The organism is 'Prunus avium' virescence phytoplasma (assembly GCF_050916135.1).
In the GTDB taxonomy this organism is placed as follows: Bacteria; Bacillota_I; Bacilli_A; order Acholeplasmatales; family Acholeplasmataceae; genus Phytoplasma; species Phytoplasma ziziphi.
The window spans coordinates 252,237-266,377 of the sequence record NZ_CP069156.1 but is presented as its reverse complement, the minus strand read 5'-3'; the positions used below and the strand labels follow the sequence as shown (position 1 = coordinate 266,377).

The following is a 14,141-nucleotide window of genomic DNA, read 5'->3' as shown; positions in this document are numbered from 1 at the left end:
TTTATATATTTTTCTCTTTTTCTATTAAGATTTTCTCATTTTTTTAAATTCTCTTTGCTAAATCATTTAATGATATTTTTTTCTTAAAAAAAATATGTGATAAAATTATTTTTTTAATATTTAAATTAAAAAAATTTATCTTAAATTATGATTTTTTTTTGACACTCATCTCAAACTTTTTGATCTTAAACATAACAATAACCAATTATTATATAACATTTTAGCATATTTATAATATGAAGACAAATAAATATTAATTTTAATCTTTATTATATTTTTGTTATTTATCGGAAAATTTATTGAAAATAGATTAAAAAGACAAATGTTTCTGATATGGTTACCCACTAAAAAATAGACTATTAAAATTTAAATAAACTTAATTAAAAACAAATTATGTATTAATTAAAAAAATAAATAAATCCGTTTATTTAATTTTTAATAGTCGAAAAAAATGGGTTCGAATCAATTTTTATAATGATAAAATAATCTTTTTTATAAATAAATAACTTTAATTATAATAATTTTTAATTATTATGATTAAAGATGAAAAATTAAAAAGACTTATGAATAAGTCAAATATTATTTTTTTAGAAAGTGTATCATACCTTTATCACATTTGGATAACTTATTTAAGATCATTTAATTAGACTCCAGAAAAGAAATAACTTTACTTATAATAATTTTTTATTACTATAAATAAAGATAAAAATAAATAAGGTAAAAAAAGAAGATATTGATTAATGGAAGGTATATGACTATAAAAGCTAAATGGATTTCTAAATGAAATAGTCATCATTAATTTTCATTATGATAATTGTTTTATTATCAGTAAAAAAATTAAAATAAGGTCTAAAAGCGGTTCAATACGCGTTATCAATTACGTTTGTATATATAGAATATCATTCAAATATCATTTTTTTGGTTCGCTTTTAATTAATATAAATTGATTTAATAAATTTTTTATAATAATTATCTTTACTTATAATAATAAAAAATTATTATAAGTAAAGATAAAAAAATAATATTTGAAATCATTTTAATATTAATTTCTTTTTAACACTTTACTATTACATAAATGTCATTTTTTTGTTAAATTTTACCTAATATAAATCGATATAATAAAAATTTTTATATTTTTATTATTCGGTAAATATCGAAAAAAATAAAATTTTTATTTTATAAAAAAAATTAAAATAAAAAATACTATTTTTAGGTCTTTTTTGTTAATCAATTGCTTCCTATAATGTATATTATGTAAACCATTTTATTTTTTATAATTAAAAAAAATATTTTTTTAATATTTAAACTTAAAAACAGTAAAAATTTTATGTTTTTGATTGATATCAAACAAAAGCGAACTAATATTTAATAAATATCCTATATATACAAACATATTTGATATTAAACCGCTTTTAGACCTTATTTTGATTTTTTTTATTGATAATAAAAAAAATTATCATAATGAAAATTAATGATGACTGTTCAGTTTTTATGGCCGCTCTTTTCATTGTTTAATTTCTACTTTCTTTGTTTTATTTCTTTTTATCTTTAATTATAGTAATAAAAAATTATTATAATTAAAGATATTTTTTTCTGAATTTAATTAAATGATCTTAAATAATTTATCAAAATTTGATAAATTTTTTATTTTGGTATGATACACTTTCTAAAAAAAATAATATTTGACTTATTCATAAGCCTTTTAATTTTTTATCTTTATTTATAGTAATAAAAAATTATTATAAGTAAAGTTATTTCTTTTCTGAATTTAATTAAATGATCTTAAATAATTTATCCAAATTTGATAAATTTTTTATTTTGGTATGATACACTTTCTAAAAAAAATAATATTTGACTTATTCATAAGCCTTTTAATTTTTTATCTTTAATTATAATAATTTTTAATTATTATAATTAAAGATATTTTTTTATAAAAAAAAGATTATTTTATTATTATAAAAATTAATTGGATACTTTATAAAAGAACTGAATGTTAAAATTGTTTTTTTTTTTTTTTGTTTATAATTTGTAAATGATATTAATTAATAATTAGTAATAATAAATAAAGAAAAAAAAGGGATCAAAATTAAAGTTAATAATTAAAAGTATTTTTATTAATATTAAAACTTAATTTAAAAATTTTTTTAAATTTTTAATTAATAAATAAAAAAAATTAACGAAATAACAATGACAAAAGATTTAAAAAAAGAGTTATTAGTCGCGAGATTACAAAATAGAAAATTAAAAAAAAGTAAAAAAACAAATGCAAAAAAACCAACTTATTTAAAAAGTGGTACTTTTTAAATAAGTTCGTCAGCATTTAATTCAACGTTAGCTATTGTATTTTTGATTTAATTTAATAATTCTACTTGTGATCGTTTATTATAGAGCTATCATGAAAAGTAGTATGCTTGAAAATTTGCTCGCATGGTTTGGATGGGGTATCATACGTAATAGACAAAAAACTCAAAAAGCGTATAATTTATTCATGTTTAATGGTAAACTTTATAAATTAAAAAAATTAAAAAATTATATAGAGGATAGAATAATATTATGAAAAATAAAAAAAATAATAATAAAATGAAAGATAAAAAATATAATCCACCATATGGACAAAAACCAAATAATCCACCATATGGACAACAACCAAATAATCCACCATATGGACAAAATCCACAATATCCACCACAAAATCAACAAAATCCGCAATATCCACCATATGGACAAAAACCAAATAATCCACCATATGGACAAAATCCACAATATCTACCACCTTTGGAACAAAAAAAACGTGGATGCAATGATTAAGGTGGGTTGTGTATTGGCAATTATACCTTCTATATTAATGATTTTCATGATACTTACCATCCCTTTCATGATACTTACCATCCCATTGATAATTTGTTTGACTAAAATATTCAAAGGAAAAGCTAGCAATTCCACTAGAAAAATTGTCGGTTGCATTTGTTTGATTTATTTTTTAATTCCTGGAATATTGATTTTATCTGGCGAATATGAGGAGAAAAAATAATTTTTTTTTATTAAATAGATATAAAGTTTTCTTTTCTAACACGACCTATATTTTTCTTTTTATCATGTTAATAGGTTATTTGCCTTTGATTTTCTGTATTGTAGATGATTTTTTTAAAATTGTTTCTGGTTTAAAAAAATTTATTAAATTTTTATTTACTCCCAAAAATAAATAACCGAATGATTAGGATTTTAGGATAATAGATTAATGATTTCTATTTTTAAAGAGTTATTCAATAAAAAAATCTTTTTAATTATTTGTGTATTTGCTAGAATCAAGAAAATTGATAATTTATCTTAAAAATTATATAATTCAAAAAATACTTCATTTTTTATATATAAAAATAGATAATAATTCATCATTTAACATAATAAAAGCAAATTTTACAAGGACTTAAGAATATGAATAATAAAAAACGAATCCAATAATTTATTTTTTAATTTGGAATATTATTCTTTTTGTTATATGTTTAACATATAACAAATATAAAAAAATTTATCTTTTGAAATTGAATTTACAGACAAAATGGAAAACAAATATGATGATAGGTTTAATATGAAAACAAAAATTATTATTAAAAGAAAATCTGTTCTTAGGTATTTACGAAAATATAAGTAAAGATAATTATTTATAAAAAGATTATTCTAATCATTATAAAAATTAATTTGATATCTTATAAAAAAAACTGAATATTAAAATTGTTTTTTTTTTTTTTTGTTTATAATTTTTAAATGATATTAATTAATAATTAGTAGTAATAAATACAAAAAAGAATGTTTTTATAAAATGAGAAATTTTGATATAAAATTTAGTTTTAAAAGAATTATATCTTTTATTTTTTTAACACTGTTTTTGTGGATACTAGATGTCTTAATAATTCATTATATAAGATTAAATAATGTTAAAGAATTCCAAGATTACGCATTATCAAATAACGATATTGGAATATTAGAAGACACGAAATTAGCGTCATTAGCGTTAAAAGCAAGTTCTAAATGGGAAGTGAAACACTCAAAAAAAATATGTCTAAGTTATATAGTTGTAATTCTGCTTTCTGGTTTAATTTGTTTCGGGGGTAAAACAGATAAAAATGCTTTTCAATATCCCCCTTATCCACCACAAAATCCTTATCCACCACAAAATCCCCAATATTAAGATATTTCAAAACTTTAAACACTTTTTATTTTTTAAAAAATCTTTAAGACTAACTATTAGTTAATCTTTTTTTTTATTAAAACAAACAAAAAGTGTCTAAACTTTTAGAACACTTCCACCTCACCAACTGTCATAATCTTAAACATGGTTGAATTTATGACTATAAATTTTTATCAAAAACAAAACAGTATAAAATTAAATTTTTTTATACTAAATCAATTAATTTTAAATAAAAAAAATATCTAAAATAATAAAATAAGATAATTATATTTTCATGATATTTACTGAATAATAAAAATAATAAAAATTTTTATTATATTATTTTATATTAATTAAATTCGAACAAAAAAACGATAAATTATCTTATTTAATAAAGTATTAAAACAAAATCAATATTAAATATCTAATTTATTTTAAACATTATCTTTGCTTATAATAATTTTTACTTATTATAAGCAAAGATATTTTTTTATAAAAAAAATTATTCTATCATTATAAAAATTAATTGGATACCTTATAAAAAAACTGAATGTTAAAATTTTTTTTTTTTTTTGTTTTATAATCACAATAGAAATATATATACATTGAAATTACGTATAATCCATTTTATTCAATAATAAAATTTTTTTTATAGTCTATATTAAATTGCTTTTATGATGTTTTCGCCAATACATGTAAAATTGCCAAAAAGTGAGAAGAATGTTTAAGTATAATTGCGTTTATTATAGGGTTAATTATATTAGGTTTTTGTTGTGGTGTAGGTGGCATCTTTTGCGCTAATTTTTGCTCCTGCTTTTGCATTACTTTCAAAAATTCTTCAGGATCCGCCACAAAAAGATAATACAGTTATGACACATAATGCAAACAATTAAAAAAACCTGATGATACAAACGAAACACAACAACAAAATGTAAACGAAAATGAAAACAATACAAATATTAATGAATAATAAAAAAAAGAAAAGAGGTCGTTATGTCTCTCGTTAAAAAAATTTATTTTATTTGGGTAGCTTTGTTATTGGGTTTAATTACAGGACTTTGTCTTTATTATGGTTTAATCAAAAAACCTGTTGTTAATAATACAGGAAATCAAGAAGTTTTATCTTTGATAGAACAAAGGCTAAAAAAATTAGAAACAAAAGAACAAACAACAACAACAAACAAAACAGAAAAGGTTAGTAACCAAAATGATTTTTCAAAAGATTATCTAACAGAGTATATAAATAAACTAACTGATTTACAAACAGACCTAGCAAACAATCAAAAAGAACTACAAAACAAAACAATATCGCCTGATGAAAAAAATAAAAAAGAAGAATTTAATAATCAAAATGATCTTTTAATAAAGTATATAAAGGAACTAACTGATTTACAAAAAGCTCATGCAGAAAATCAAAAAGAACTACAAAATAAAACAATGTCGCCTGATGAAAGAAATAAAATAGAAGAAGAAAATAAAAATTCAAACGAACAAATAGAACAAAAAACGCAAGAACAAATTGAACCGTTACAAGAAACAATAACGAAACTGAAAGAAAACATAAATAAAACGGATGTAGTAAGATTAACACCAGAACAAAAAAAGAAATATTTGGAAAAACAGAATATTTCAGAACAACTTGAAAAAGAAAAAAAAGCTTTAAATGAGGCTGTAAAATTCAATAAACAGGAACAAAACCACGTTACAAAATTGTTAAACCCAACAACAAACAATGAAGAAGAAAAAAAATTATTGGCGTATAAATTATTTTTATTAAAACAAGAACATTTTTTTATTCAAAGGTTAAATGAAATTGTTGATAATAAGCCAATAACAGATAAGAAAAAAACATTTAAAGATGTCTATGGTATGCAAAATGAAAAAAGGCAATTTGAAACTATTATTAATCATTTAAAAGGTGATGAAAAAAAATATATTTTAGGTCAAAGCGCAAAGACCCCAAAAGGGATTTTATTACATGGGCCACCTGGAACAGGGAAAACTCATCTTTTAACAGCTCTAAGTGGAGAAACAGGCGCTCATTATATTGCTTTTGAACCTTCTAAATTTTCTAAAAGATATATTGGTGAAGGGTCTGAAGCAGTAGAAGCGGTTTGGCGAGAAGCTGAAAGACATGACAAAACCATTATTTTTATTGATGAAATTGACGGGTTGCCCGCTCGTAACAATGAAACTTCTACTGTTGCTACCGAACAAAACACAATTATAGGAAATATATTATCACGTGTAGAAGGTATTAACAGTTCAAAGAAAAAAATTATATTATTTGGCGCTACTAATTTTTTAAATAAAGTAGATCCTGCTTTAGTAAGTCGTTTCGGCCAGAAAATTAAAATTGATAGCTTTGAAAAACAAGAAATTCCTGGTTTTTTACAATGGTTCGCAATACAAAACAAATATAGATTAAGTTATCACGCTGTTAATCATTTAGAAAATTTAGTCACAAAAGCTTTTAATCAGAAAAAAATTTTCTTAGCTAATCGTCAATGGGTTGACATGTTAACAAGCGCATACGATCGTTATGTATTAAATTATCATGCGAACCCAGATCATGAAGTTATACTACCTTCTGATTTAGATGAAGCTTTAAACGGAAAGTTAGGTATTAGTAAAACAGAAGAAGAAGTCTTAGCTTATCGTCAACAATGTGTAGATCAATATATTGAATGGAGAAAAGATAAACTTATAAATGAAAAACCAATAATAACTAAAAAAACAACTTATGGTCCAGATGACAAGACTGTTAAATCGATTGAAGAGTACAATGAAAATAATTATTTAATCAAAACAACAGAATACTTTCCAAATGGCGAAATTAAATCTATTGATGAATTTAATGAAGAAAGGAAAAGAATTAAAAACAAGAATTACTATGATAACAGGGAAATCGCATCTATACATGAATTTAATGAAGAAGGGAAAAAAATCAAAGAACATGAATTTTCGATGGCAAAATTAAAGAAATTAAAGAATATAACGGAGACGAAAACGAAAATTTGTTAATTAAAAAAACAAAATACTCTAACAACAAAATTAGTTTGATGTACGAATTTGAAAATAATAAAAACCCAAACCCACCGGATGATAGTGTAATAAACAAACAAGCTGAGTTAATCAAAGAATATTATTGTGGTCTTAGTATATATAACGATTTAGTACACAGACCTTTAATACCTAGATTAAAGACAAAAACAACCTATAATTCAGATGAAACTATTCAACAAATTCAATTTTTCAACTATGGAACACTAACTCATACAGATGAATTTAATAATAATAAAAAAAGAAAAACAACATGGTATGTATGTAAATGACAACACAGGGATTATTAAGAATAGTGTTAAATATAACGAAAACGAAAACAAAATAAAACAAACAAATCACTATCCAAATGGTAATATTCAAGCAATATCCGAATACAATGACAATGGGTATATATTTAAACACACGGAACATTATGATGATGTCTCGAATAATAAAGTTAAGTCAACTAAATTTTTTGATGAAAATGGTCCAACGTCTCAAACAAACTATGACGAGAACGGAAACATTAAAACAATAGACAAATTTACAAGAAATTAAACAAAACCAGATGAACCAAAAGAATAATTTAAACCAACAATTAACTCTCAAATTATAATGAAATCAAAAACACTCAACAAAAATGAAAAAAATTGTTTTTTAAAAACAACAATATCCCCTTTATCCACCACAATATTAAGATATTTCAAAACTTTAAACACTTTTTACTTTTTAAAAAATCTTTAAGACTAACTATTAGTTAGTCTTTTTTTTATTATTAAAAAACTAAAATAATTTCATTTCTTTCTAAAAACATTTTGAGAAAGAAATGAAATATTAAGATAAAAATTATTTAAAGTTTTTTTATAACAACATATTATTTAAATTCAATCCAAAGATTTATTTTTATCTTGAAAAGATATTTTTGAAATGTATTATTTTAAGATAAATTAAATTTCATTTATCTTTCTTTTCTTTTTTTTAAAAAAAATTAAAATAAAACTAGGTATTTTATTATAACTATAGTAAATAGAAGCTAAAAATAAGAAAATTTCAATACAAATATATAAATATTTTATCATTTGTAATATTTTTGTTTTGATAAATTAATTAATATAATAAAAATTTTTTTATTTTTATTATATTAATTAATTTATAATTAAGATTTAAAATTTATTTTTTGATAGTATTTTTTTATTTAATTTTATTTTTTTAAATAAAAAAACCAAACTGTTTATTTTTTATAAACAATTTGGTTTAAATTTTTTTAATAATAAATTTTATCATTTGTCATTTTAATATGTTTTACAAAATTAAAAATTTAAAAAAAAGAATTAAAAGTCTTTTTTATTTAGATGCTTTATTGTTTTTGTAAACAAAAACTCCGCCTATTGATGCAATTGTTAAAATTGAGAATGTTACCCAGAACCATGTTGTTTTATAAAATGGTTTTGGAGTAAAAGTAACTGTTTCTTCACCATCGAAATCAGTAGATGTAATTTTAGCTTCGTTTTTGCCTTCTGTTAATGTTACTGTAAGATTTTTGCCTTTTAATCCTGTATTTTTTTCTTCAACTGCTTCTTTAACAGCTTCTTTTGTATTTTTAATTTCACCTAATTCTTTAGTCGTTAAAACAGTACTTAATTTAGCTTTTTCTACTGCTTTAACAGTAAAAGTAACTTCTACGTCTCCATCGTAACCATCAACTGTAACTTTAGCTTTAGTTGCTTCTATGACTTCAACTTTTATTGTTTTATCGTTTAATGAAGTATCTTTTACTTTAACTGCTTTTTTAATTTCTTCTTTTGTATTATTTGCAATTTCACCTAATTTTAATTTATCTCCGCTTAAAACAGTAGATAATTGTGGATTTGCTTTAATAAATGAAACATTTAAAATCATTAAAATAGATAAAATAAATAAAATAGATAAAAATAATAAATTTTTTAAATTTATTGTTTTTTTATTTAAATTTATTGGCATTTATGGTTGCCTGCGCCTTCCCTTAAATTTATTTAAGTTAAAAAGAATTCTTTTTAACTTTTAAAATAATAAATTTTATTTTATTATTATTTTATATAATAATTTTAACATAAAAAAATAAAAACAACTTATATATACTTTTTAACTAATAATTTTTGTTTTTCGGTTATCTTGGAATACAGTTTTTTTAATTAATTTTTCATTAGATTGATCGTATTTCATTAATGAAGTGTATTGTTTTTATGTCGTATTTGAAAACAGTTGATTTAATTGGTTTTTCAGTATAATGAGTTTCTTTAATTTTTTTCAGTAAATGGCTCATGTTCAGGAATATAATTTCTTGTTTTTTAGTCGATTGTAAATTAAAGACTAACTATTAGTTAGTCTTTTTTTATTATTAAAAAAAACAAAAGTGTTTAAAGTTTTCAAATGCTTCTTAAAAAAACTAATCAACTGTAATAATCTTAAACACGGTTGAATTTATGACTATAAAATTTTATCAAAAACGAAACAGTATAAAATTGAATTTTTTTATACTAAATCAATTAATTTTAAATAAAAAAATATCTAAAATAATAAAATAAGATAATTATATTTTTATGATATTTACTGAATAATAAAAATTTTATTATATTAATTTATATTAAGTAAAAGACAACAAAAAAACGATAAATTATCTTATTTAATAAAGTATTAAAACAAAATTAATATTAAATATCTAATTTATTTTAAACATTATCTTTGCTTATAATAATAAAAAATTATTATAAGCAAAGATATTTTTTTTATAAAAAAAGATTATTTTATTATTATAAAAATTAATTGGATACCTTATAAAAAAAACTGAATGTTAAAATTGTTTTTTTTTTTTTTGTTTTATAATCACAATAGAAATATTTATACATTGAAATTACGTATAATCCATTTTATTCAATAATAAAATTTTTTTATAGTCTATATTAAATACAAAGAAATAACAAAACAAATAAATACAAAAGAAAGAGTTAAAACAACTATGGGAAAATTATATGATGATTCAGTGATATTAAAACAAAAATCGATGTTTGTTATTATCGTTTTTATATGCATTATATTATCTATGGGCGCTGGTGTTTGTTTGCATCATTTTTATTCAAATCCGAAACCTATTGATCAAGAATCACTTGATAAACAAGAGTTGCTGAAAATAATTGATAAACAAAATGAAGAATTAAACCGAAAAATACAACTAAATGACGAAAGATTAAGATATCAAATCGATAAACAAACACAATTAGAACAAATGCAACAAATGCAACAAATGCAACAAATTCAAAATAAATTAGAAAATGCATTCAAAGAAGAAATAAAAAATAACAAATCAGGACCTGATTCCAAAGAATCAAAATCAACAAAAGAAAAAGAATTATTATTTAAACCATCTGATTCTCAAAAATTTTTATCTTTTAAGCAACTAATTGGTTTTAAAGATGAATTAAAAGCAACAGAAGGATTTATAGATTATTTTAAAAATAAAGATAACTACAAAGGAATTGGTGAAGTGGAAGCGCCACTTGGTATTTTAATGTATGGTTGTCCTGGAACAGGAAAAACCACCTTAGCTCGTGCCTTAGCCAAAGAAACTGATTTACCTTTCTTTGAAGTAAGTAGTTCCTCATTCTCTCAAGCATATAAAGGTATGGCACCTCAAATGGTTAGAGATTTATTTGAATCAGCAAGAAAAATAGCTGCACAAAATAAAGGCGCCATCATTTTCTTAGATGAATGTGAAACCATCTTTACTAATTTAGGAGACTTAAGGGCTGAATCGGAAGTGGCCAACGTGGTTAACCAATTTAAAACCGAAATGACATCTATTAATAATAATCTTGAAAAACCTATTTTTATCATCGGAGCCACCAACCATATTGAAAAAATCGACGAAGCTATTAAATCTCGTTTCCCTTACAACATTGAAGTAAAACCAGGTAATAAAACAGAACGTGAACAATTCTTAGAATTTATGATTGACAAAAGAAAAAACCCATACAGCGAAGAAGCGAAAAAATATTTATTCGAAGAAATCAACGAATCTTTAGAAACCTTACCTAAGAAGAAAGAATTTTTAAAAGCCAATCGTACTTTAGAAAACCTTTTAAAAACTACGGCTAATATCTTCGCTCAAAACAGAGGAACTGATGGTAATAAAAGACAAGAAATTAATTCCGAAGATTTAAAACAAGCATACAAAATCATTTTTGCACAAGATACTAGTAAAAATGTTAATAAGGAAGATTTTCTAAAAACGGACTTAACTAAAATGCCATCATTTGATAAATTAATTGGATTTAAAGACGAACGAGCTGCCGCAGATCGTTTTTTAACTTTGTTGAAGAACGTCAAAGAAATTTCAAATGTCGGTGAATTTAAAATTCCCACTGGTATTTTATTATACGGAGTTCCCGGAACTGGTAAAACTACTTTCGCACAAGCATTAGCCAAAGAAGCGAATTTACCATTCTTTAACACAACCGCATCTCAATTTTCAAAAGGAATAGTTGGTGAAGCGCCACAGTTAGTTCGTGATTTATTTATTACCGCGAGACAAGAAGCTCAAAAATCCGGAGGAGCAATCATTTTCATTGACGAATGCGAAGAAGTTTTTAAAAGTTTAGTCAATGATCAATCTAGAAATACTTCCGAAACTGTTAATATCATTAATGAATTTAAAGTCCAAATGTCAAGTATTGACAACGACCCGAAAAAACCTATTTTTATCATCGGAGCCACCAACCATATTGAAAAAATCGACGAAGCTATTAAATCTCGTTTTACTTACAAAATTGAAGTAAAACCAGGAAACTTAGATGAACGTAAACAATTCTTAGAATCCATGATTAAAAAAAGAAACAATCCATACAGCGAAGAAGCAAAAGAATATTTATTAAACGATGTTAATCAAGCATTAGAAAAATTACCAGATTACCAAAAAGCCAATCGTATTTTAACTAGTATATTAGATGAGTCAGTTAATACTTTTATTTTAGAAAGAACAAAAGAAACACCGCCTAGAGATCGCATCAACATCAAAGATATTAAAACTGCGTATCGTTTGAGAATAAATGAAAATATTTCTTGATTAAATTTTTATGAGAAATTTTTTTATTAAACAAAAAAATTTTTTTTGTTTATAATTATAAATAATATTAATTAATAAAAAAAGGTGTTTTGATAAAATGAGAAATTTTTCTATAAAATTTAGTTTCACAAGAATTATATCTTTTATTTTTTGGATATTGTTTTTATGGCCGTTAAATGGTAGAATAATTCATTTTATCAAATTAAGCAATAATCCAGAATTTGGATATTCAAAAACAGACAAATGGAAATTAGCGAAAAAAGTAATTTTATATGGCGAAAAAGAAGTCCGAATAAATCTACTAGATCCAGAAGAAGTAGATGATGATTGGGAACAAAAACACTCCAAAAAAATATATCTAAGTTATATAGTTGTAATTTTACTTTCTGGTTTAATTTCTTTTGGAGGTAAAAAAGATGAAAAAATTTTTTTTCGCAAACAACAATATCCCCCTTATCCGCCACAAAATCCGCAATATTAAGATATTTGAAAACCTTAAAAACTTTTATTTTTTTAAACAATCTTTAAGACTGACCTATTAGTGAGTCTTTTTTTTATTATTAAAAAACTAAAATAATTTTTTTCTTGTATAAAGTATTTTAAAAAAAATAAAAAGTATCTAAACTTTAAGAACACTTTCGCCTAACCAACTGTAATAATCTTAAACATGTTTGAATTTATGACTATAAAATTTTATCCAAAACATAACAGTAAAATTTTTTTTACTAAATCAATAATTTTTAAATTTATATTATTTTTTATAATTTATTTAAAAATTTATTCTATTCTTTTTTTAAATAAAAAAAATTTTTTTATATAAAAAAATTTTAAATAAAAAAAATATCTAAAATTATAAAATAAGATAATTATCTATAAACATAATGATTTCAAATATTTTTTCATCTTTACTTATAATAATTTTAATTATTATAAGTAAAGATATTTTTTTATAAAAAAAGATTATTTTTTTATTATAAAAATTAATCGGATACTTTATAAAACAACTGAATGTTAAAATTGTTTTTTTTTTTTTTTTGTTTATAATTTGTAAATGATATTAATTAATAGTTAGTAAGGAGGAAAGTAAAAAATTGATTAATTTTGATAAATTATCTCAAGAAAATAAAAAAATATTTTCCAAAACACAAAAAATAATTATTTTTTCATATTATTCTATTTTAATTTTTTATTTTCTTTTTAGAATATATATTTTTATGGAAATGTATCATAATTTGACAAAAAAAGAAGAATCTTTCAATTTTTGGAAAGCTTTAAAATTTTATATTTTTAAGGATGCAGATGCACATTTACATATTTTTATTCTTATTTTCGCTCCTTTGTTTTTTTATTTTTTTAAAGTTAAAGATAAAAAAATCAAAGATAAAATTAGTGAATTTTAAGATAAATATGATTCATGTTGTTCAATATATTTTGTCAATATGGCATCCAAAAACAACAACTGTTTATTAATTAATATTCAAAATACGGATATTTTTTTAAATCCGTGGTATAGATGAAAAAATTTAAAACAAAAGATTTATCAATGATATGTGGCGACATACAACTGTTAATATAAGGAAATTATTTTAAATATACAATCAAAGATTTTCAAAAACACAAACTAAATGTAGTTTTTTTAAAATCCTCTTTATAATGAAGTATCTGAAAAATTAAAATTTAAAGCTTGAGAACTAATGGTTGTTATGACAAAAGCTTTTGTTAATGACAATTCTAAAGATGTAAACATTGTTAAAGATAAACAAATTACATAATTTATTAAAAAAAATTTAAAAAAATAAAATTAATTTCAATTAAAAGAAAACAATATTATTT

General features: G+C 21.6%; 9 protein-coding genes and 1 pseudogene. 9 read left to right on the top strand and 1 reads right to left on the bottom strand.

The features are described from left to right. Window positions 1-2,553: 2,553 nt before the first annotated feature. From JNO41_RS01240 to JNO41_RS01220, 5 genes are all read left to right on the top strand, one after another. Window positions 2,554-2,808 (top strand): hypothetical protein, encoded by a 255-nt coding sequence (locus tag JNO41_RS01240; protein WP_432729609.1) that lies wholly within the window; start codon window positions 2,554-2,556, stop codon window positions 2,806-2,808. Window positions 2,809-3,817: 1,009 nt separating this feature from the next. Next, window positions 3,818-4,186: a hypothetical protein gene (locus JNO41_RS01235; RefSeq protein ID WP_121464081.1), complete on the top strand. Its 369-nt coding sequence runs from the start codon at window positions 3,818-3,820 to the stop codon at window positions 4,184-4,186. A gap of 972 nt (window positions 4,187-5,158) precedes the next feature. Beyond that, window positions 5,159-7,189 (top strand): AAA family ATPase, encoded by a 2,031-nt coding sequence (locus tag JNO41_RS01230; protein ID WP_121464080.1) that lies wholly within the window; start codon window positions 5,159-5,161, stop codon window positions 7,187-7,189. A 38-nt stretch (window positions 7,190-7,227) separates the two neighbouring features. Further along, a complete protein-coding gene (locus JNO41_RS01225) occupies window positions 7,228-7,500 on the top strand; it encodes a hypothetical protein (protein WP_152031104.1) in 273 nt (90 codons plus the stop codon). After that, window positions 7,448-7,768 (top strand): DUF2963 domain-containing protein, encoded by a 321-nt coding sequence (locus tag JNO41_RS01220; RefSeq protein ID WP_238055103.1) that lies wholly within the window; start codon window positions 7,448-7,450, stop codon window positions 7,766-7,768. The genes JNO41_RS01225 and JNO41_RS01220 overlap by 53 nt, the downstream gene beginning before the upstream one ends. Window positions 7,769-8,554: 786 nt before the next feature. On the opposite strand, the gene JNO41_RS01215 is transcribed toward JNO41_RS01220, so the two are convergent. After that, window positions 8,555-9,190: a hypothetical protein gene (locus JNO41_RS01215; RefSeq protein ID WP_121464077.1), complete on the bottom strand. Its 636-nt coding sequence runs from the start codon at window positions 9,188-9,190 to the stop codon at window positions 8,555-8,557. Window positions 9,191-10,472: 1,282 nt separating this feature from the next. On the opposite strand from JNO41_RS01215, the pseudogene JNO41_RS01210 reads away from it, so the two are divergent. The 4 genes and pseudogenes from JNO41_RS01210 to JNO41_RS01195 all read left to right on the top strand — a co-directional run. After that, window positions 10,473-11,444 (top strand): annotated as a pseudogene (locus tag JNO41_RS01210) (AAA family ATPase); the annotation flags it as partial. A gap of 45 nt (window positions 11,445-11,489) precedes the next feature. Beyond that, on the top strand, window positions 11,490-12,308 hold the full coding sequence (locus JNO41_RS01205) for an AAA family ATPase (protein ID WP_420885403.1): 819 nt from the start codon (window positions 11,490-11,492) through the stop codon (window positions 12,306-12,308). 97 nt (window positions 12,309-12,405) lie between these two features. Beyond that, window positions 12,406-12,789, top strand: coding sequence for a hypothetical protein (locus tag JNO41_RS01200; RefSeq protein WP_121464075.1), 384 nt, complete (start codon window positions 12,406-12,408; stop codon window positions 12,787-12,789). 610 nt (window positions 12,790-13,399) lie between these two features. Beyond that, window positions 13,400-13,708: a hypothetical protein gene (locus JNO41_RS01195; protein WP_121464074.1), complete on the top strand. Its 309-nt coding sequence runs from the start codon at window positions 13,400-13,402 to the stop codon at window positions 13,706-13,708. Window positions 13,709-14,141: the final 433 nt, after the last annotated feature.